The 21093-nt window shown below is 34.4% G+C and carries 19 protein-coding genes; 3 read left to right on the top strand and 16 right to left on the bottom strand.

Annotated elements, in window-relative coordinates; all coding sequences use genetic code 11:
• Nucleotides 1-4: 4 nt before the first annotated feature.
• The 7 genes from Q4P18_RS01020 to Q4P18_RS00990 all read right to left on the bottom strand — a co-directional run bounded on the left by Q4P18_RS01020 (nucleotide 5) and on the right by Q4P18_RS00990 (nucleotide 5290).
• Complete coding sequence (locus Q4P18_RS01020; protein WP_303334585.1) at nucleotides 5-691, bottom strand: endoglucanase; 687 nt, start codon at nucleotides 689-691, stop codon at nucleotides 5-7.
• Between the two features lie 61 nt (nucleotides 692-752).
• The gene (gene pheA, locus Q4P18_RS01015; protein WP_303335148.1) at nucleotides 753-1562 is read right to left on the bottom strand and encodes a prephenate dehydratase; all 810 of its coding nucleotides are present in this window, start codon (nucleotides 1560-1562) and stop codon (nucleotides 753-755) included.
• A 48-nt stretch (nucleotides 1563-1610) separates the two neighbouring features.
• Complete coding sequence (locus Q4P18_RS01010; RefSeq protein ID WP_303334583.1) at nucleotides 1611-2432, bottom strand: CBS domain-containing protein; 822 nt, start codon at nucleotides 2430-2432, stop codon at nucleotides 1611-1613.
• A 25-nt stretch (nucleotides 2433-2457) separates the two neighbouring features.
• On the bottom strand, nucleotides 2458-3399 hold the full coding sequence (locus Q4P18_RS01005) for a CBS domain-containing protein (RefSeq protein WP_303334581.1): 942 nt from the start codon (nucleotides 3397-3399) through the stop codon (nucleotides 2458-2460).
• A 64-nt stretch (nucleotides 3400-3463) separates the two neighbouring features.
• Nucleotides 3464-4159, bottom strand: a complete 696-nt coding sequence (locus Q4P18_RS01000) for a 7-carboxy-7-deazaguanine synthase QueE (protein ID WP_303334579.1) — start codon at nucleotides 4157-4159, stop codon at nucleotides 3464-3466.
• 2 nt (nucleotides 4160-4161) lie between these two features.
• Complete coding sequence (locus Q4P18_RS00995) at nucleotides 4162-4683, bottom strand: 6-carboxytetrahydropterin synthase (protein WP_303334577.1); 522 nt, start codon at nucleotides 4681-4683, stop codon at nucleotides 4162-4164.
• 13 nt (nucleotides 4684-4696) lie between these two features.
• A complete protein-coding gene (locus Q4P18_RS00990) occupies nucleotides 4697-5290 on the bottom strand; it encodes a DUF366 family protein (protein WP_303334575.1) in 594 nt (197 codons plus the stop codon).
• Between the two features lie 759 nt (nucleotides 5291-6049).
• Between Q4P18_RS00990 and Q4P18_RS00985 the strand changes: the two genes are divergently transcribed.
• Entirely contained in the window at nucleotides 6050-7114 is a 1065-nt protein-coding gene (locus Q4P18_RS00985) for a DNA polymerase subunit beta (protein ID WP_303334573.1), read from the top strand.
• Between the two features lie 138 nt (nucleotides 7115-7252).
• On the opposite strand, the gene Q4P18_RS00980 is transcribed toward Q4P18_RS00985, so the two are convergent.
• Together Q4P18_RS00980 and Q4P18_RS00975 are read right to left on the bottom strand one after the other, a co-directional pair.
• Nucleotides 7253-7495: a hypothetical protein gene (locus tag Q4P18_RS00980; RefSeq protein ID WP_303334571.1), complete on the bottom strand. Its 243-nt coding sequence runs from the start codon at nucleotides 7493-7495 to the stop codon at nucleotides 7253-7255.
• A 191-nt stretch (nucleotides 7496-7686) separates the two neighbouring features.
• The gene (locus Q4P18_RS00975) at nucleotides 7687-9843 is read right to left on the bottom strand and encodes a hypothetical protein (protein WP_303334569.1); all 2157 of its coding nucleotides are present in this window, start codon (nucleotides 9841-9843) and stop codon (nucleotides 7687-7689) included.
• A 303-nt stretch (nucleotides 9844-10146) separates the two neighbouring features.
• On the opposite strand from Q4P18_RS00975, the gene Q4P18_RS00970 reads away from it, so the two are divergent.
• Both Q4P18_RS00970 and Q4P18_RS00965 read left to right on the top strand, forming a co-directional pair.
• Nucleotides 10147-14613, top strand: coding sequence for an Ig-like domain repeat protein (locus tag Q4P18_RS00970; RefSeq protein WP_303334567.1), 4467 nt, complete (start codon nucleotides 10147-10149; stop codon nucleotides 14611-14613).
• A 232-nt stretch (nucleotides 14614-14845) separates the two neighbouring features.
• Nucleotides 14846-15658: a Dna2/Cas4 domain-containing protein gene (locus Q4P18_RS00965; RefSeq protein ID WP_303334564.1), complete on the top strand. Its 813-nt coding sequence runs from the start codon at nucleotides 14846-14848 to the stop codon at nucleotides 15656-15658.
• On the opposite strand, the gene Q4P18_RS00960 is transcribed toward Q4P18_RS00965, so the two are convergent.
• From Q4P18_RS00960 to Q4P18_RS00930, 7 genes are read right to left on the bottom strand one after another with little or no spacing between them, the layout of a single operon-like run.
• Complete coding sequence (locus Q4P18_RS00960) at nucleotides 15655-16314, bottom strand: DUF5612 domain-containing protein (RefSeq protein ID WP_303334562.1); 660 nt, start codon at nucleotides 16312-16314, stop codon at nucleotides 15655-15657. The genes Q4P18_RS00965 and Q4P18_RS00960 overlap by 4 nt on opposite strands.
• A 1-nt stretch (nucleotide 16315) precedes the next feature.
• Nucleotides 16316-16570, bottom strand: coding sequence for an energy-converting hydrogenase B subunit P (locus tag Q4P18_RS00955; RefSeq protein ID WP_303334560.1), 255 nt, complete (start codon nucleotides 16568-16570; stop codon nucleotides 16316-16318).
• Nucleotides 16571-16579: 9 nt separating this feature from the next.
• Nucleotides 16580-17578 carry a respiratory chain complex I subunit 1 family protein gene (locus Q4P18_RS00950; RefSeq protein WP_303334558.1) on the bottom strand — a complete coding sequence of 333 codons (999 nt, stop codon included), beginning with the start codon at nucleotides 17576-17578 and terminating at the stop codon, nucleotides 16580-16582.
• A gap of 3 nt (nucleotides 17579-17581) precedes the next feature.
• The gene (locus tag Q4P18_RS00945; RefSeq protein ID WP_303334556.1) at nucleotides 17582-18709 is read right to left on the bottom strand and encodes a nickel-dependent hydrogenase large subunit; all 1128 of its coding nucleotides are present in this window, start codon (nucleotides 18707-18709) and stop codon (nucleotides 17582-17584) included.
• A 17-nt stretch (nucleotides 18710-18726) separates the two neighbouring features.
• The gene (locus Q4P18_RS00940) at nucleotides 18727-19173 is read right to left on the bottom strand and encodes an NADH-quinone oxidoreductase subunit B family protein (RefSeq protein WP_303334554.1); all 447 of its coding nucleotides are present in this window, start codon (nucleotides 19171-19173) and stop codon (nucleotides 18727-18729) included.
• Between the two features lie 12 nt (nucleotides 19174-19185).
• Nucleotides 19186-19671, bottom strand: a complete 486-nt coding sequence (locus tag Q4P18_RS00935; protein ID WP_303334552.1) for a 4Fe-4S binding protein — start codon at nucleotides 19669-19671, stop codon at nucleotides 19186-19188.
• Complete coding sequence (locus Q4P18_RS00930; RefSeq protein WP_303334550.1) at nucleotides 19672-21081, bottom strand: 4Fe-4S binding protein; 1410 nt, start codon at nucleotides 21079-21081, stop codon at nucleotides 19672-19674. It lies immediately after the preceding gene.
• Nucleotides 21082-21093 lie beyond the last annotated feature (12 nt).

Below are 21093 nucleotides of genomic sequence, written 5' to 3'. Positions count from 1 at the left end.
TATTCTATCCTCCAGTTTCAGAGCCTGTTTGAGGAGTTGATGGAGTTTGACTTTGACTTGGACTCTGGGAAGGTGCATAACTACCTCCACTGGAATCACCGCTGTAATCATCTCCAGTAGAATAATCAGAATCGTCACTAGTATAAGTATCTTCATCAGGAGTGGTTGTGGTTATGGCAGTATAATTGGAAGTCTCATTAGTATCTACCGTTACATTACCTAAATCAGGGAATGCAGTGTCTTCAACAAGTGCGTTGGAATTTACAACAGACATTTCCTGGAAATCAAAAACAAAAATACCTGCACTAATACCTATGGTAAATGCAATAACCAAAATCAGGACAATAAGCAACTTATAAGTTCCTGATTTCATTTCCTTTTTCTTTTTTGCATTTAAATTCTTATCTCCTTTTTTAGGATCAATTATATACTTTTGAACAAGATCATTTTCTTCTTTTCTTCTTTTATCAGCAGCTTTCTTATATTTTTTTCTTCTGCGTTGAGTGTCAGGAGCAGGTTTGCCTTGCATTGAACGAATCCTATTAGTAGCTGCATTCTTATCCAAATATCTAAGTCTATCATTATATTTAGCCATGTAAAATTTATATTTCTTAGGTGAGACTTTACCGGCCTTATAGTCTTCCTCAAGACTTCTCATAACATTTAGAATATGTTGTTTTTCGTCCTGCACTGATACCCTCCTTTAATTTGTATTAATAATACTTATATTAAAACAATAATTTAAAGTTTACTTAATAACTGAATATGGGGTATGAACCTAAGACCTTTAAAACAGAAGTGTTTTCCTCTATTTCCGCAAGAATATTCTTAATGTTGTCATCAGTCCTATGACCATAAAAATCCAAAAAGAAAATATAATTTCCCAAACCTTCCTTAGATGGCCTGGATTCCACTTTGGTTAAGTTTACATTAGCCTTATAGAAAATTCCCAAAATCTTATAAAGTTCCCCAGGATTATCTTCATAAAAAGAAAATGCGATTGAAGTTTTATCCTTTCCTGTGGGAGCATGATCGTCATTGGAAACTATTACAAAACGAGTCTCGTTATTTGAAACATCCTGAATTCCACTGATTAAAATTTCCATGTCATAAAGTTCGGCAGCCTTTTTATTTCCAATAGCTGCAGCATTTTCATTTCCCATTATGCTTTTAACGGCATTTGCCGTACTTATTGCAAAATGAGGCTGAATATTGTTTTCATTTATAAAACCCTGACATTGACCCAAAGCCTGTGAATGAGAATATACATCAGTAATCTCATCAAGTGACACTCCCTTGTTTACGATCAAATTATGATTAATTGGAATAATGATTTCATCATGAATCTTTAAATCATATTTATGTGCGAATAAGTCAAGAGTTTGGGAAACAGCACCCTCTATTGAATTTTCAATTGGAACAACACCCCTATTGCATTCTCCTGTTGCAACACTTTCCAAAACTGCCGGAATTGTGCAGTAAGAAACTAAATTGTCAGATATTGTGCTGGCCGCTTCATGGGTGAATGTGCCTTTAGGTCCTAAAAATGATATTGGTTTTATAAAAAGTCCTCCTAAAAAAATAATAATATAGCTAAAAAATAGCCATATTTAAGATTCTAACTCAATCAACAAACCTAAAATGTCTGTTTGAGTTATAATACCAACTACATAATTATTATCATTAATAGTTGGAATTCCATTGAATCCTGTTTCAATCATCAAATTATCAACTTTTGAAACGGATTCATATTCATTAGCAGATAATGGATTTGGAGTCATGATTTCATCCACTAAAAGTTCTTTTAAATGAACTTTTTGATGATTTTCAGGAACATTTTTCTTAATATCAAGGAATGCTCTAATCAAATCCTTATAAGTAATCATACCCACTAACTTATCATTTTCAATAACAGGAAGTCTGCCCACTTTTGCATCAATCATCAATCTTCTTGCATGAACCACCCTTTCGTCAGGTGAAACGGAAGTTATATTTTTAGACATTACATCCTTTACGTATAATTTGTCAAAAGCCTTTCCGTTAGCTAATGTTAAGAAGTCTGCTTTTGAAACAATTCCCACAAGATTATTTTCATCATCCATTACTGGAACAGAACCTATTCCATTGTCAAACATCAATTTAGCTACATCTATCAAATCCATATCTTCAGGAACGGTAATTATGTCCTTAACCATTACAGAGGAAACATGAATTCTTGAAATTGGCTTTTTCTCAAATTTTGCAGAGCCTATCTTATCAGCTATATCCCTTTCTGATATAATACCTACAAGTTCCTTTTTGTGTTCATGATTTGCATTTAAAACCGGCAATCTAGATATTTTATGTTTATGCATCAATTTTAATGCGTCTGTTAAATTTTGATCTTTATCGATAGTGATTAAATCTTCTGTCATTAAATTTTTAATTTTCATAACTTCATCTCCTACAAATAGTTATTTAGAATTTTTTAATAGCTTTGATAACATCTCTTTCGGTAATAATACCTACAATTTTGCCATCTTTTACAACAGGTGCTCCACCAATGTTCTTTTCAGCGAAGGTTAAGCATAAGTCACCTAATTTCTCATTTGGTGCAACAGTCACTAAATCAGTAACCATTATTTCAGAAAGTTTAGTGTCCAATACTTCTGTTGCAGAATTGCCTTTTAAATTACCGAATAGTTCTTTATCGTTTAAGAAGTTTACAATATCTGTTGAAGTTACCATTCCTAAAAGTTTTTTATTAGCTTTTGAAATGTCTGCATCCCCTCCAACAATAGGGATTCTTCTTAAGCTATTTCTTACCATTATTTTACATGCTCCTTCAACAGGGGTTCCAGGAGTGGTAGTGAAAACTTTAGTACTCATGTAGTCTTGTACTTCCTCTTCGGTCAATACTCCTGCAAGAGACAATGCAACATCCCTTTCGGTGATAATACCTACAAGGTTTCCGTCATGGTCAATAATTGGAACTGCACCAATTTGATTGTCCAGCATGGTTTTGATAGTCTCATCAACGGATGCCTTATTAGATAAGGTAATTACACCAGTTGACATGATTTCTTTAACAGGAACATTGATAGCCGCTAAAAAGTTATCATCATATTTTTTCTCGATGATGTTGAATTTATCTCCCCCACCAAGGAAATTTAAGACATCCATAACAGTAACAATACCTAAAACTTTACCTGAACCCGGATCGGTTACAGGCAATCTTCTGAATTTATGTTCCATCATAATTTCAGTTGTTTCTTTAATGCTGGTTGATGGTGGTATTGAAAGAACATCCCTGCTTGCCATTTCCATAATGTCCCCATCATGGTCTGCAGCTTTAGTTTGATGTTCAATTGAACCTCTATTTCCTGATTTACTTACATTTATTGCTTTTTTATCTTTCATTTGTATACACCTCTTTCGAGAGTTGCCACAGCAGAAAGGCAATGAAAACATTAAATAAAGATCACTATTCAATATTCAAAATCGGATGAATTTGCGGAATAGTGGAAACTTCAAAATATTCCCCTGCAATCTCTGAAAATTTAAATAACTTCCAAGTATTGCCCTTCCAGTCTGAAAGTGGACTGGATGGTTGAATATCAATTTGAAGCTCATTATTTATTGTACTTTCAGAAAGTTTTTCTATTACCTCTTTAATCGTATTCGTTTTTGTTGTTGGCAACGTAACGATTTTACAATATACCAATATAGACTTAGCCATTAATAAATGTAATGATTTAATCTCATTATCAAAAATAGTTTTATCATAATCATTATCAAAATGTTCAGGAAGTTTGATATCTAACGAAACAATGTTCAGATTTTTAATTCTATTTATATTATCTGGCAAAGTACCGTTTGTTTCCAGAAGTGTCTTCAAATCAATCCTTTCAGAAACCTCTGAGATGAAATCTGGGTATAGGCTTGGCTCCCCACCAGTAAATGAAACCACCTTACAGTCAGGTGTTTTTAGCCTATTGATTTCATCAACAACCTCTTCCACAGTCATTGACTTGCCGGATTTTTCAGATTTGCTTTTGTTTGTATCACAGTAGCTACAATCCAAATTGCATCCGGCAAAACGGACAAATATCTGCCTTTGACCAATATACGGTCCTTCACCCTGAAAACTTGAAAATATTTCAATTATTGGAGCTTTCATTTTTATTCCACAAATTCTTTTGTATACATTGCCCCTTGACCAATGCCTTCATTAACACATACTGAAAGTGTAAATAAATTATCATATTTCTTAGATAGCTCTTTGACTAAAATATCTGCAAAATATTTGGACAATTCCTCTGCTGAAGTATATGGAAGGTCTAAAAATACACAATCGTCAGCAGGAACGCTATATCCTTTACCATCCACCTTAAAATGAACGGTTTTTGCGTCCTCCAACTTTTCAATAGGGTCCGCCCATTTGGTAAAGTCCTTGAATTCAATCAAATCATTTTGAACTGGGATTAAAAGCCTGTGATCCAAGGTATCGCAAATGGCTTTTGTATATGCCTTAACATCTTTAAAATCAACTACAAAATCAAATTCCCCAGCACGGTCACCTTCAATTTCAACATCCACAAAATAGGAATGTCCATGGATATGACCGCAGGTTGGATGTCCTGGAATTATATGCGCTGAAGAGAACCTTAAATTGGATTGAATACCGTTAATTAAAATTTTCATCTTAAATCACCTACTATAATAAATTAGTTTTTGAAATATCATTTTCAATTGTTTCTAACTCCAATATAAATCTATCGACTGTTTCGTTAACTAGATCTACAAGATTGCCGTCATCAAATATCTGATTGTTGTCTTCATCAGTAATGTCAAACAAACCGATAGTATCCACATCATCAGGAGTTCCCTTATCTTCAAGATTAAGAGCAAAATGAATCTTCATACTGCTTAAGCTGGCTGTAGCGATTGATATGCTAAGTTTTCTGCCATCCACAAAGATATCATCACCCTCCCTTTTGGTTTCAACTCCCTTTTCAAACAATATTTCCCTAAATATCATCACAAGAAGTCTTTGGCGAAGATAAGCTATTCTCATATTGGCAGGTTGACAATCAAAAAATTCACAAATAAAATTAATCATATAATTAGACTTGATTTCAAGTCCTACATCAGCAAAATCCTTCAGGTTGTCCGGAGTTATGTTTACTGGACCAACCCATGTTATGATGGATGATCCGTAAATTCCAAATTCCCTAAAAGCCCAAGAAGCATCAATTTGACTTCCATCATATGGAAAAATTTCTGCAACATGTTTGTGTTCAATACTCATAAAATCTCCTAATTAAAGATATGGGCATTATTTTTATTAAATATGTTCATTGAAGAGAGATAGTGAAAAAATATATTCATGCGTGAAATTGACAGGATAGCACATATTTATAACAAATAAAACTCTTAATTAATATTCAAGAATATAGAAACTATATTCGAAGTCTTTATTAGACACTACAATATTAATTCTAATGAAAATAAATTAATGCTACAAGGAAGTTGCATATGACAATTTGCTATATGCAACTAGCATTAATGAATCAATAATGAAGAATTTATTTTTATCTTAACTTAAAATTTCCATATTAATCTGTTTTAAGGAAGTCTTTTCTATATCTGATTCTTCCACATTTTGAATATTGTATTAATCTGAAATATTGATTTAATTAATAATAATTGTTTTATTTAAAAATTGAATAGTTTAAAGACATGAATATTGAAAATAACGAACAATAGTTTAAATCAATAATATTGCTTTCATTTGCAAGAGAAACTATTTATAGTTTTTTCAACAAATCGGATTACAGAATATGTATTCACATATTTTATATCAATCCTTTGTTAATGAGTAATGAAGAATATCAAATGGGACTGTCTGGATTTTCTAGATATTGCGATATTCTTTATTTAATTTATTTTTTATGAAATCCACTTTTTGTTTAATGCCTTTACTAAAATAATCAATAATGACATGAATGCTCAAAAGAAAATGATTTTTATATAAAAATCGACAATTTATATATTAGGGAGTGTTTTTATGGAAAAGGTAAGAACAAGAGATTTTATTTATACCACTGACGGATTATTCTTTGCTTCAACAAATTATGTTCATCCTGAGGGTCGTTATATTTCATTTTTAAGATATGTTCCCGATGAAAATGGCGATCGTGAAAAGAACGGCACAAAATACAGAAAAGTAAGTTCTGATGAAGCTTATGAATATTTGACTGAAAATTATCCTGATTACCTTTATGATTGTGATGTAACCAAGGTCAAAAACATGATGGGGGTTCCACTTGAAAAGGTAGAGCAAATCATAAGGCCACAGAATCGTCTTAGGGACATAAGGGAAAATGGGGAAAGCAAAAATCCCGAAATCGTTGCTAAGCTTCTGGATGTTGCTGACTTTTTCCATTATGTGGCAGGCATTGATTATGACCATCTTGGAATTTCAGGCTCAATCCTTCCAGGACTTCATAAAAGTGATGTTTCAGACATTGATTTTGTAATTTTCGGCCTTGAAAATCATAGAAAAGCCATGAAAGCATTTAGGGAAAACAAAGGAAAGGACGTTTATATTGATGAAATCGGAAAATCAATAAAGGTAATGGGAATTACTGATGACTACTGGGATTTCCTTTACGATAAAAGAATAAAGGATGATAGCCTATCCAAAGAGGAATTCAGATGGTATGAAAACAGAAAAGGAAACCGTGGAACCATCGATGGAACATTATTTGACATATTGGCCACCAAGGACTATGATGAGATTGAAGGTGAATGGGGAGATACAGTTTATGAACCTATAGGAGTGGCAAGCGTCGAATGCAAGATTGTAAGTGCATTGGGAGCCTTTGACAACCCATCACTTTATACCATTGAAGACCTGAAGATAATTGACGGAGTAGAGGCTCCAATTACAGAATTGGTATCGTTTACCCACACCTATGCCGGAGAAGTGGAAGACGAAGAGGAAGTTGTAGCTCGCGGAAAGGTTGAAAAGGTAATTAAAAACGGAACTGACATCAGCTACAGACTTGTTGTCGGAACCACTAGAGAGTCCATAGACGAATACATTAAACTTAAGGAAAGTCCTGCCTAGGACTTTAATTTTCTATTTTTAAAAGTCAAAGATTGTTTATCAACACTACATTATCACATCTTTCAAATTGCTTATCATAACTAATTTTATTTTAAATACTGATTCTTTTATGGAGAATATTTGGCATAAAAACAAGTTTTATTGATATGGCTCCATTTCCAGCTCAACCGCATTGGTTTTTTCTTTTGTTTTCATCAAACCTACAATGTCATCGAAAGTCCACTCTTTTTCTCTTTTTCTAAAATTTAATTTTACATTATTGTCTTTATCTAAATCCCATTCAATAACATCATTTTCACCAATTTCCAATGTTTCAATTATTTGTCTGGGAATTGCTGTTTGTTTATTTAGATAAACCTTAGTTGTTGCGATAACCACCATTCTAAAACACCCTAATTATTTAATAATTATGTTATTATTAACTCCAGATAAATTTAATGTTAGAAGAGAGCTAAATTTTCCAGTTCAAATACAATATTTATTGCTGGGTGCAAAATATATAAAAAAGATAATATCTCCAAAACTCTAAAAATAAAGAAAAATGCCCTAAGGCATTTTAAAAAAAAACAAATTTAATCTTCTTTTGAACCATATCGCTTATAACCAACTAATAGCAATGCCAATAAAACAACAATACCTACTATGAAGTAAGGTTTTAAATCATCTGATTTAACTTTCTTGGATGTTTTTGAAACTTCATGAGCTTTTGAAGCACTAGCAGACTCTGCAGGACTTTCTGAAGATAACAATTGGCTTGTCAATCCCGGACTAATTGAAGATGTAACATTATTTCTCAATATCAAGGTACTATTTGTTACTGTGGAATTGCTGATGTTTGCATTGTCAACAATGTCGTTAACAATATTACCATTATTTTCGAAATTATTGCTGCTGTCCCCATTTAAGTTAGAATCAACATTCTCTGAAGAGTTACTGTTTTCAATGTCTGTGGTGGCATTTCCAGATATTGTGTTGTTACCGGTTACGTTTCCGGTTCCATTACCTGTCTGATTTCCAGCAATTGATGAATTTCCACTAGTGGAATTGTTTGGCAACTCTACAGAAGTGTTGTTATTAACTTCGGTGTTCGTATTATTAGTTGAGGGAGTGCCACTACCTGATTCCTTGTTAGCTTCAATCCTATTGTTTAAATCTTCAAGATAATCTTTTAACCAGTCTGGATATAATTCTTCAGACATGACCTTCTTATCCACTTTGAGTCCTGTGTTGTTCTTGACTGTTACGTTACGGAGGGATCCTCCAACCATAACTGCCTTGTTTCCTTCACCTTTGCTGGACACTATCTGATTGTTTGCAACGATTGTATCCACAACCATACCATTAGGCTGACCTTTCAAGGTTACTGCATATTGCCCTTCGGAGATTACAGTATTATATTGAATATTGTATGCATGATCATAGTTTGTCGGTTGTGAATAGCTGATTCCATAAAGGTTTCCTAAACTGCTGTTTAAGGTGTTGTGAACCTCTATGGTATTGTTCAGTATCAAATCATTGGTATCCTGAACTTCAATTCCTGCAACCAATGCCCAGGAGTCCCCTCCAGCACGGCCAGTGATGTTGATGTGGTTGCTTACAAGATGAATATGAGTTTCCCCATAGAAGTTGGAGGAATATATTCCGATGTTTGGACCGTTGCTTACTGAACTGATGTTGTTGAAAGCAAGCTTGAGATTGTTAGATGGTCCTGTGACCTGCATAGGATATGCAGTTCCATGTGACATTTGTCCCCCAGTAGTTCTGACATGGACGTTGTTGTAAACAACTGTTGTATCGTCACAGAGGAACATATCAATAGCATAAAGATAATTGTCCACATCAATTGGAGTGTCGTAGTCAACCTCTATTATTGTGTTGTTTTCTATAAGGGAGTAATCACACTTGTAAAGCAGACAAGCGTCCAATGTAGGGTATTGACCGAACCTTCCATTTCCGGATGTGTAAATGTAGTTGCCGGACATTGTTAGATGTTCACATTGTCCGAATGCTATTGTTGCAACGAATTCCATTCCTATTCCACCATATATTCCCTGATTCCAACTTACCGGCCTTAAGGGAAGTGAAGTATTGATTTTATTGCCATAAACCATTACATCGTCAGCATAAGTGATTGCCAGAGCATAATTGTATCCGTTTTCAAGATTGTGAGATTCGAAATAGATATCGTTGTTGCTTATGCTAACATTTTCGAAAGAATCTGTTTTGCTACCCTTCAAATAGATTCCATGAGCAGTAGAGTTCGGTGTGATGTAGCTAATCTTGTTGTTGGAAACCTTGATTCCATTGTTTTCTATTAGAATCAATGAATCATCACTGTTTGGAAAAGAAACATTTGCCAAAAAGATTCCGTTGGCCAATGTTATGTTTTCCCCTTTCAAATGAAATCCAGTATTAATGAAATATGAATCATTACAATTGATATTGACATTTGAATTAGCTATTTTCAAAGTGCCCAAATCAGTGAAATTGCCTGAAAATGAAATACTCTGGTTTTCATATTCAGATTTCAATTCGTTATTTGCAAAGTAGTCTGCGAAATTCTCATTGGTTATGACATGGTTATTAGAAAAATTCTGAACATTGCTGCTAAGCATTGAAACATTGTTCAAGTCATCTGTAGGATTTGCAAAACTGCAATTGATACAGATTAGAAAAATGAAAACAATACCCAGCAGTAGCTTTTTATTGAAATAATTTTTCAAAACCATACAAATTTTTCCTAATTTGATAGCCAAATAATTAAAAATTACTTGACTAATTCTTATATTTGCCTTATTATAATATAAAATGTTTGCTAAAATTACTTTTGATAAAGTGTTTTTAAAATTGTTTTAGAAAGGAATTGGGGTTTAATTAAAATTTTTTTTAAAATATAATGAATTAATAATTGAAAATTAAAAAAATAAAGAAATTGTAAAAAAACAATATTATATATATTATGAATACAAAATAAACAATCAATAAAGTAAATTTGAATATTAATTAAAAATACTTTATTAGAAATGACAAAGGTGTTAGAAATTAATAAAATTACAAAAATTTCATTTTTAATGATACTCCTGATTCTGAGTATCGGAGCAGTTAGTGCAGCAGACATTTCCGCTGACAACATGACTGCAGACACTGATGTTGATCTAATGCTTGATGATTCTCCAGCGAGGGTTTCAAGCGTAAATGTAAATGCAAATAATTATGCTGATTTAAAGGACTATTGTAAAAAAACTGATGTTAATTATGTTATAAATTTGACAGGTTCATCCAATACCGTAGAAATCCAAAATGGAACCTACTTGTTTGAAAACAATGTATTCATAAACAGTGTACAGAATATTCCTCAACAAAACACTGCAGGAAATATTCCACTTTTAATGGCAAGTGCAGCTTTGGTTACATCCAATGAAGATTCAGAGGATACTCCCACTGTCATTTATCAGAAAAATGGTACTTATAACTCAATTTATTATCATGAGGGTGAAAACCTTATTTTAATAGGTGAAAGTCGTGATGGAGTCATTTTTAAAGAAATGGAGATAAATCCGGATGGTCAAACTGGAAAATTTGGAAATTATACTTTTATAAACATGACAATTAAGGAAAATGGAAAATATCCATTAGAGTTGCCCCTTAATTCTAATGTGAAATTCATAAATTGTACATTTATTAATGTTTTTTTTAATCTAAATAGCGATATTGCTTTCCAATTTAATGTGGAATATAAAAGTTTTGGAAATGGGGTGTCAAATATAGGGCCTTATGATTTCCAAAATGCAAGTTATTCATTTATAAATTGTCATTTTTATTTTGAGAATGGTACTGATCAACCTGAAGTATGGTCAGGTAATCCAGCTTATTATGGAGATTCAATTAAAGCAGTAATATTTTCCGATTGTTTAGCTACTCTCAATATAATTGACTGTACATTTGAAAATATTGTAAGTGCAGATGATATTATTTACATGATGTTAATCCAGAGAAGAGGAGACGAAAGAATCAACATTGTTAACCCAACTATAATTGACTGTACTTATAACACTTTTGTAAACGCAGAAATACCTGGTTTGGATAGTGATGATAATGGTGTCGTTTCAATCACCTACAAACCTAAATTGAACGTGACCGTAGGAGATAGCAAAATCGGAGAACCTAACCCTGTCGTTATCACCCTTCCAGCGGATGCTACTGGAAACGTTACCGTCACCATCAATGGAAAAACCTACAAGGGAAAAGTCTCCAACGGAGCTGCAACCATTAATGCGGATCCTTTGGATTATGGAAACTATGCTGCTCATGTTGACTATTCAGGTGACGACAAATACACACCTGCCACCAAGGTAGCAAACTTTGCTGTTGGTTTTAACAATTACCTAACCAATGACACCTTCTTCTCTTACTTTAACCAAGACGGTACCTTGAAGGAAGAATATGGCTACAACAACTTGACTTTCAACGGCATATTCAGTAATTTGGGTGTAGAAACCGTTACCATCAACAAGCCAATAACAATTTATGGAAAAGAGACTGTCTTGAACAATATTGGATTGGTGATTGATTCTGATAATGTTTTAGTTAAAAACTTTACATTCAACATCAATGATTTGGAAAGTGCAATTGAAATTATCTCCAAAAACAACGTAACTTTAGTTAACAACACCATCAATTTCAATGCAACCGCTGACAAAGACGGATATGGAATTTATGCATCATCCGTTGAGAACATGACAGTTGCAAACAATACCATCAACTACATCGGAGCAACTGAGGAAAATGGTCCTGTAAATGCGATTATCTTTATTGAAAATGGAAAAAATATCAGCATGACCGGAAATAATATTTCTGCAACATTGGACTCAGTTCCTGTTAGCTACGAGCCATTACCTCCTTGGACAGCAACCATTTTTAGTCAAGGAGTTTACATGTCCGGAACTGACATAAATGTGGAAAACAATGATTTAAAAGTAAAGACTGGAGAAAGCTCCGGCGCTTACGATACCATATACGGCTTCATCTTAAATGCTGACAATGCCAGTTTTGCCAACAACAATATTACTGCAGAAGGAAACAGTTATATCTACGGACTAACCATCAGCGGTAAAAACAGCAATGTGACACAAAACAATATAAATGTTACCACACCTGGCAAATATGCAGGAGGAATTCAAATCAATTCCCCATATGCAGGCACAGTAAGTGAAAACAATGTCACAATCAAATCAAAGGATGTTGCATACGGAATTTTCACCTATGGTGATGTGAATGCAACCATTAAGGAAAACAATGTTGACATTGCTTCCAGCACCCTATATGCTATTGAAGTGATTGGAAACAATGAAACAGTAATTGAAAACAATATTACTGCAAAAGGAAATTACACAATCGGAATTGCAAGTAGTACCAATGGTCCTGTTACTATCAAGGACAACCAAATCAAAGTTGACGGTGAAGGATTGGGAGAACCAACTACCGGCGATTTGATCAAACCAACAAATGCTGGAATTTTAGTTACCAACTATCCTACCTCAGCAACCATTACAGGAAACACCATAATAGCAAACATTCCTGCAAAACCAATGGGTAACTTGACTGCAGGTATGAAATTGGCTTCATCAAATACATTAGTTGAAAACAATACCATAACAGTAACTCCAACTGCCGGATCAGGCTATGATTCAATATACGGATTATCCAGTACTGGTAACGATGTAACCATCAAGAACAACACCATAACAGTAGAAGGAGACAAAGCTCCATACGAATATGGTGTCTCCGTATCCGGTGACGATGTAAACATCGATTCCAACAAAATCACTGTTAACAATGACAAGAACTATGCTGACGGTATACAGGTAAATACTGGATTCAGTGGAACTGTTGCAAACAATGAAGTAAATGTAAAAGGCAATCAATCTGCTTATGGAATTATCTCTTCAGCATGGGGATCCACAACCGTGGAAGCAACCTACGACAACAACAATGTAACCGTTGACGGACAAACCGCATACGGATTACAATTGTTAGGAACTGAAGAAAATGCAACCAACAACAATGTTGCTGTAACCGGTGAATATACCATGGGTATAACCACCAACACACCAATAATTGAAATTAAAGATAACAATGTCACTGCAGAAGGTACTGGAAAAACCAGTTTACCAACCTATGACATGTTCGGTGCAACAAACCAAGGTATATTAATCTATAACAATGCAACCAAAGCAACAATAACCGGAAACAATGTAACCACTACAGGAGAATATGCTGTTAATGTCCTAAAAACAGAAAATAGTGTCTCAACAGTCAAAGACAATTATTTGGTCGCAGAAAAATTAACCGGTAATGACGCTATAAACAACATAACTGGTGAAATTGAAAACAACACACCTATTAAAGACATATTGGTATCCCAAGATCTTGTAAAATACTACAAAAACGGAACCCAATATACAGTGACTGTTTTAAACAACAAAGTTCCGGTAGCTAACAAGAAAGTTACTGTTGTACTTAATGGACCTTCCTTCAAAAACTTACAATACACAATTGTAACAAACAGCGAAGGTGTTGCAACATTACCGATTAACTTAGCACCTGGACAATACACAATCAATGCGTTCACTGACAATTCCGAAGAGATTGAAAACACAATTACTGTTTTACCACAATCATACTCTTTAGAAGCAGAAGACATTGACATGTTTGTAAAAGACGGAACCAAATATGAAGTAACATTGACTGATGCTAGCGGCAGCCCAGTTGCCAACACAAAAGTTACATTAACCCTTAACGGTAAATCGTTCAAAAATCTTAAATACGATAGGATCACTGATGCAAACGGTGTAGCAAGCTTGCCAATAAACTTAGCAGTAGGCCAATACGCAATCACCGCTACATACGGATCAGAATCAATTACAACAAATGTAAACGTTTTACCTAAAGAAAGTGCTTTAATTGCTGAAAATGTAGTAAAATACTACAAAAACGGAACTCAGTACAACGTGAAACTTTTAGATGAAAATGGAAAACCAGCTGCAGGAAAAACAATAACCGTAACATTAAACGGAGCATCCTTCAAAAATCTCAAGTACAACATTGTAACCAACAATGATGGAGTAGCTACCTTAAATATCGGTTTAGCACCTGGAGCATACACAATCACCGCAAATTACGGTGAAATGTCAACCACAAACACAATAAACGTTTTACCAACATTAACTACTGAAGACCTAACCAAAGCAGTAAACAAGCCTGCAAGTTTCACAGCTAAACTTGTAGACCAACAAGGTAAACCGATGGCTAACGCAAAAGTAAGTTTCACAATAACTGGAAAAACCATTAAAACCGTAACCTACACCAAAGTTACAGATGCAAATGGTATTGCTAGCTTACCTATCAACTTAGCTCAAGGAGACTATACAATCACTGTAAGTGACAATAGCGGAGCAAAAGCAGCAGGAAACGTGAAAGTTACAAAAGCAACCGCATAAAAATAAAATTTTAAAGTAGGGATTCCAAAATCCCTATGACCTTCTATTTTTAAAATAAATTTTACTCTTCAAAATCATTTTTGACCCCATTAAAAAATATTTCTTCTTTTGAAAAACAAATTACAGTCAAAAAACAATTTTAACCTCATTAAAAACTATTTATCTTAAATACAAGCCTAATTATTTATATAATCTTAATCTAAGTATAACTACAAAGTTTAGAGGTTATTAAATGACAAATATATCTTCAATAAAAACCTACATGTATTGTCCAAGAAAAGTCTACATACAAGAAAACATTGCACAGGAAAAAACACAGGCAAATCCTTTTTATACGGAAATAAAACTGCTTCAAAATGACATCAGCGACATCCTAAATAAGAACATGCGCAAAATAAAAAAAGAAATGACTCTTGAAGAAATTGAAAAAACACTTTCCCATGGAACCCGCAGATGCGTAGACAAAACATTTGAAGAAATAATGATTGGCGAGAATAAAATCGGCGACAAAAAAATAGAAGAGATTTATGATGATTTAAACAATCAAATCAAGTACAGTGTGAAAATACTGTCATTAAAGTCCAAAAAGGCAATGAGACTATTGAAAAAGGACGGGGCAAGAATATCAGAAATGTTTTTTCCAAGTTCAATGTGTTCCTACTACATAAAAGACGATAAGCTTGATTTAACTGGAATGTGTGATAAAATTGAAATAATTGATGGAATTTATTATCCAATCAGTTTTAAAAACAACACTCCCCCAATAAAAGGAGTTTGGAACCAGGATGCATTGGAACTAGCTGCCCAAGCAATTCTAATAGAACAGGAATTCGATTGTGACGTATATGTAGGTTTTGTGGAATATCAAAAAATAGGAGAAAGAAGACCTGTGGTTATGGATGTAAATATTAGAAAAGGAGTCTTTGATGTCCTGCATGAAATGAATCAACTGAAATTAATGAAAAAGGCCCCAAATGTGAAAATAAATAAGAAAAAGTGTGAGATGTGCGAATATGAAAATATATGTTTAGAAAAAAAGGTTTAAAATTTATTTTTACCTTTTAATCTGTCAATATCAAAAACAGCCGTATCCGCAATAGCCATCACTGCCATAACTCCCGCTTGTGTTGGATCGGTAACAACCAAATCAACAGCTTCAGTTATGCTTCCAGGCATATTCAGTGAAATGATTTTAATATCATTTTCCTCTTTTAATTTTTTAACAGATTCTGTAATTTTTCCACCCATGAGAGAGCCTGCAAGAACCAATGCATGAACCCTAGGCAATCTTGCAACACCTGCAACTGCCTCTGCAATATCCTGTTCCCCAACTAAAGGAATGGTATCCACACCTATCCTTTCACCACGTATATTGTGCCTATCTGCTTCACTGATTGCCCCAGAAGCTACTTGAGACACTTGGGCTCCACCACCCATTACAACTATGCGCTTCCCATAAATGTCATTGGAAGAGACGTTGGTTTCTACAGAAATTACTTCAGGAATCTTTTTAATGTCCTCAATCAATTTATCAATGTCCTCAACGTCCTCCACTTCAAAATCAATTGTTGCAGTGTCCTTTGAATCAATGAAAAGATGAGTGTAAGAGATGTTTACGTCATGATTACTCAACATTTGAGTTATATCATTTAAAACATGCTTTTCCTCATCGGTTTTAATTGTAATTGCATAATCTGTCATATTACGGCCTTACTTTATCTAATTCTGCATGAGCTCTTTTCCATAAAGCTAAAAAGTTATCCTCCCTTGAAACTGGAATAACTTCAACTCCCAATTCCCTTTGTTCCTGAATCCATTCTTCTTCAAATACCGGAATTTGAATTTTAATAGGCTCTGCAGTTTTGTTAACGACTATGAGGTTTCTGTAAGGGAAATCCCATTCAACAATATAACCTCCAAGAGCTACCATATGATAAGGCCTCATTACGAATTTCATATAATCACCTCATAATACTCCAAGTGCAATAGCTAAAACTCCAAGCAAGCTTGTTGCAATAGATACTGGCAACAATTGCCTGTTTGTAAATACTGGTGAGAATGCTGAAAATATTCCCATAGCCAATACGAAGATTAAAGCTACAATTATGTTTAAAATTATACTCCATGACAAGATGGTTGTTGGAATTCCAATGAAAAGCACTGAGAATAATGCTGCAAGTACAAACATTAAAAATCCTCTTGAAATGTAGACAATACCTCTATACTTAGCTGCATATTCCATGTATGGCCCTTCAATAACATCAGATTTTGCCTTGATGAATGAAAATGGATATTCGTTTAAGACAACCATGTATCCAATGAAGAACACTACTGCGGCAATCATACCTGATATTGTGAACAAATAAGGACCGTGAGCTTGTTGATATGCGACAATTCCACTTATGAAAATTGTTCCGGATTGAGCTACAGGACCAAATAATGCCAAATACAATGGAAATGAACCGTAAGTAATCATTCTCAATGATCTTTTAGCACTTAAATCTTCAATAAATGACCTTGTAACATCAGGATTTACAGCTCCCTTTACAACATCAGGGAAAGGCATTCTAACAGACATTACAGACTTGGACAATGCTCCCATCAACACATAGCAAATTTCTTCAACCTTAAGCAATCCAATGATAGCTATTAAACTGGATAAAGCAGGAATATAAAATGCTTGTGGTGTAATTGCTATTAAAATAACTAAAATAACTATAAAGCATACAATAGGCAATGCCTTATATAATCCTGGAACAGGAGAGGAAATTTTAACGTTTTCCTTAAATGCAAACTTAATTGGAGCCATTATCCCAGGAGATGTTACTGGAGGCCCTATCCTTTGCTGAATTCTTGCATGAACATACTTTCTTTCAACACCCGGCAAAAATGTACTTACAACAAAACATACAAGCACAGTAATTATTACTGCAATGATAGCAAATAAAATTGTTTCGATTGTCATTTTCTATCTCCTAATTATTTCTATTGCCCTATCAGTACATGTAAAACAAGGGTCGCATTGAACAATACATAATTGAGCATCAGTTATTTGATCGCCGATACATGCATATTGCATTGCACCAATATTCGCCATTGATGGAGTTCTGATAACGGAATGCCTTACTTTTCCTTTTTCCAAAGCATAGGAATGATATAATGTACCTCTTGGAACTTCAATATAGCTATCTATAATGTCTGTGTCAATCATATCCCAGTCATGATTGACAACTTTACCTTCAGGCAAACCTTCAATCACTTGCCTAATGATTTTGATGGATTCAAATGATTCCAATGCCCTCATTATTAGGTTAGATTTTACATCGCCATCTGGCTGAGTTATTACATTAAAGTCGAAAGGCTCATATTCAATCATACGAGTCCTTAAGTCGTTTGGAACTCCAGTCGCCCTAAGGGAAGGTCCTGTAACAGCTAATTTTAAAGCTTGCTTTTGTGGAAGCACTCCTATTCCTGTAATCCTACTCATTATGATATTGTCTGATGTGAATCTTTTAACAAAATCAGTAAGTCCTGCTTCAATTGCATCCATTCCTTCAATAACCCTTCTGATTCTATTGTCATCCAAATCACATCTAGGACGCACTCCTCCAAGAACGGAACAACCATATTGAACCCTGTTTCCCCCAATCATGTTCAAGAGTTCCATTACGGTTTCCCTTAAGTAGAACACCCTCATGGAAAATGTTTCGTGAGACAGTACTTCACAACCATGAGCCAAATAAAGGAAGTGGCTGTGCAAACGTTCAAGTTCGCCCATAAGTACACGAATATATTGAGCTCTCTCTGGAACTTCAATACCTATGCCTATTTCCCCAGTCCTACAGGAGTTCCATATATGTGCATTAGAACAGATTCCACAAATTTTCTCAGTAAGTGCATTTGCCTTCTCAACAGGCAAACCTTCCATTATTCTTTCAACACCCCTATGGTTTACACCAATGGTAATTTCAGCTTCGCGAACTATTTCATCTTCAACAAATAATCTTACCCTATAGGGTTCCAAAGCTGCAGGATGAACAGTACCCAATGGAATTTCTGTTTCAATAACCTTACTATTTGGTATTTTTTCTTCCATTTTTAACCTCCCTTAAATTAATCTTGCTCCAATAATTTTGGTAAAACTGATACCAAACCTGACAAAACGTCTTGTGGCCTTACAGCACAACCCGGAACCTTTGCATCAACAGGAATGATATTGTCTACAGGCCCTTCAATCTCTTCGGAAGGGATATCTCCATGAATATTTTTATAGACTCCACCCATCAATGCACAACCACCAGCAGCTATTACAATTTTTGGGTCAGGAATAGCTTCATAAATTGCCTCTAAAGGTTTTCTGTTTAAAGTTGTTACTGGACCTGTAACTACCAATACATCAGCTTCACGAGGATTCCATGTTAAAAAAACCTTATATTGTTCTGCATCAAATTTTGGTGATAAAACAGAATTTACAATCTCAATATCACAACCATTACATCCCCCAGTATAAACCAACATGAGATGTATTGCTCTTTTCCTTGCAAATGATTTAATTCCCATATAATCCTCCCTTTATTCCTTTTTATTTTTAACAATAGTTTTATCTGACAAATATTTAGAAATGACTTTAAGCTTATCTTCAGATATCTTAATAGGTTTATCAATCAAATCTGAAACTTCAATATGCTGTTCTCCAACTGAATTTGGATGAATGGTACCCTTAAGACCAAACAATGCATAAACCGGACAGAAATCATGACAATAATAACAAACGATGCATTTTAAAGAATCGATTTCTGGAATTTCTGTTTTGACCCAGTCATCAGTTAATGAAACCGGTGTTGCCAAAGCCTTCATTTCAATAGCATCAGTTGGACAGACGTTAGCACAACCCCCACATCCGATACATGCATCTGTGTCTAATGTTTCCTCTTGAACAACATTTCCTGTAGCTATCTGCCTACGCAACTCCATGTCAGTTACCCTATCAGCTGCAAAAAATATTCTCTTAAAGTTAGTGAATGCTCCATCTAAAGCTATTTTAAGTAAATCCTTCATTTAAATCCCCTCTGTGGAATCTTTAAATTTTCTCTCAAAGATAAATGAATTAGCAGGACATGCATTTACACATGCGCTGCAATAAGTACAGTTTTCCTCATTAACTTCAAAGCAGCCGTTATTTTCTTCAATAGCATCATAATGACATGCTTTATAACATAAACCACATTTGATACATGTTCTTTGATCAATAGCATTGAATCCACCTACAATGAATTTTTTATCCATAGTGGTTCTTGGAATCGCATCAACAGGACAGTAAACAGCACATTTACCACATAAAATACATTTGTCCAAGTCTACTGAAACATCTCCCCTATGAAGACTCATTGCATCCTCAGGACATACATTAACACAAGTTCCACAGGAAATGCAGTCATCGGAGATATAGCCGTCCCAGACATCCACTTTGAACTGTCTCGCATGAGTTACATCACATACCTGAACACATAAACCGCAGCTTACACAAAATCCTTTCAAAGTCGGATGCTCAATGCCTGTAACTTCATCAAAAACAACCATTCCGCAATCCTCTTTAAGAGTAGAAACTGGACATATTTCAATTGAATTTTCATGACTTTTAGCTACATCTGCAACATCCTTAGTTGGATCATATCTTTGTTTACCGTCAATCCTAACCATTGATCCGTTTTCAGATGTTTCAGCACATAATCCACAGTTAACACAGCTAACAATTGTTCCTTCTTGTGCAGTATTGATTTTGTTAATGTTAACTTCAAAGTCCCCAACAGAAATTGCATCATGAGGACAAGCATCAACACAGTTCAGACAAAGAGTACAAGTTCCATGATTTACAATCAAATGTTTGTTTATAGATCCGTTTGGACATGCATCAACACAAAGCCTACATTCAGTACAAATTCCCTCTTCCCTTTCATTCTTAACAACGATGGCTTCTGTTGGACAATAGTCTTCACATCTACCGCAGAAAATGCAATCATCAAAATTGGTTCCGAAATATCCTCTTGTTACTTCTTTTTTAGATGATTTTTCCGGTTTTTTATAGGTCGGTAGGGAAACATTTAATGATTTAATAAAGTCCATCTGTTTTTCTTCGTTTGCTTCAAAACCATCAATTCTAGAATGTGTCGGGCATGCATCAACACAAACTCCACAACGAGAACAAATTCCATAAACGGTACCGTCAATAATGCTAATGTTATTTGTAGGACAGTTATACATACAAATACCACATGCATTACATTTTGTTTTGTCTACAACATATCCTCCATAGCTATTAATGAAAATTGCATCATTAGGACAATTTTTATAACAAGCTCCACAAGTAAGACAACTGAATGCCTTACCTCCAATAAGCTTAATAGCTTTTGTAGGACATTGTTTAATACATTCTCCTATTCCATCACATGTATTAGTTGATAAAAACATAATAAAACTCCT

The organism is Methanobrevibacter sp. (genome assembly GCF_030539665.1).
Classification (GTDB): domain Archaea; phylum Methanobacteriota; class Methanobacteria; order Methanobacteriales; family Methanobacteriaceae; genus Methanocatella.
This window is presented reverse-complemented; position numbering and strand designations above follow the sequence as displayed.

Excerpts from the sequence above, each read along its gene's own strand:
- Q4P18_RS01010 (WP_303334583.1), bottom strand. The coding sequence starts at position 2,432 with ATGAAAATTAAAAATTTAATGACAGAAGATTTAATCACTATCGATAAA.
- Q4P18_RS01005 (WP_303334581.1), bottom strand. The coding sequence starts at position 3,399 with ATGAAAGATAAAAAAGCAATAAATGTAAGTAAATCAGGAAATAGAGGT.
- Q4P18_RS01000 (WP_303334579.1), bottom strand. The coding sequence starts at position 4,159 with ATGAAAGCTCCAATAATTGAAATATTTTCAAGTTTTCAGGGTGAAGGA.
- Q4P18_RS00995 (WP_303334577.1), bottom strand. The coding sequence starts at position 4,683 with ATGAAAATTTTAATTAACGGTATTCAATCCAATTTAAGGTTCTCTTCA.
- Q4P18_RS00990 (WP_303334575.1), bottom strand. The coding sequence starts at position 5,290 with ATGAGTATTGAACACAAACATGTTGCAGAAATTTTTCCATATGATGGA.
- Q4P18_RS00985 (WP_303334573.1), top strand. The coding sequence starts at position 6,050 with ATGGAAAAGGTAAGAACAAGAGATTTTATTTATACCACTGACGGATTA.
- Q4P18_RS00980 (WP_303334571.1), bottom strand. The coding sequence starts at position 7,495 with ATGGTGGTTATCGCAACAACTAAGGTTTATCTAAATAAACAAACAGCA.
- Q4P18_RS00975 (WP_303334569.1), bottom strand. The coding sequence starts at position 9,843 with ATGGTTTTGAAAAATTATTTCAATAAAAAGCTACTGCTGGGTATTGTT.
- Q4P18_RS00965 (WP_303334564.1), top strand. The coding sequence starts at position 14,846 with ATGACAAATATATCTTCAATAAAAACCTACATGTATTGTCCAAGAAAA.
- Q4P18_RS00960 (WP_303334562.1), bottom strand. The coding sequence starts at position 16,314 with ATGACAGATTATGCAATTACAATTAAAACCGATGAGGAAAAGCATGTT.
- Q4P18_RS00955 (WP_303334560.1), bottom strand. The coding sequence starts at position 16,570 with ATGAAATTCGTAATGAGGCCTTATCATATGGTAGCTCTTGGAGGTTAT.
- Q4P18_RS00950 (WP_303334558.1), bottom strand. The coding sequence starts at position 17,578 with ATGACAATCGAAACAATTTTATTTGCTATCATTGCAGTAATAATTACT.
- Q4P18_RS00945 (WP_303334556.1), bottom strand. The coding sequence starts at position 18,709 with ATGGAAGAAAAAATACCAAATAGTAAGGTTATTGAAACAGAAATTCCA.
- Q4P18_RS00940 (WP_303334554.1), bottom strand. The coding sequence starts at position 19,173 with ATGGGAATTAAATCATTTGCAAGGAAAAGAGCAATACATCTCATGTTG.
- Q4P18_RS00935 (WP_303334552.1), bottom strand. The coding sequence starts at position 19,671 with ATGAAGGATTTACTTAAAATAGCTTTAGATGGAGCATTCACTAACTTT.
- Q4P18_RS00930 (WP_303334550.1), bottom strand. The coding sequence starts at position 21,081 with ATGTTTTTATCAACTAATACATGTGATGGAATAGGAGAATGTATTAAA.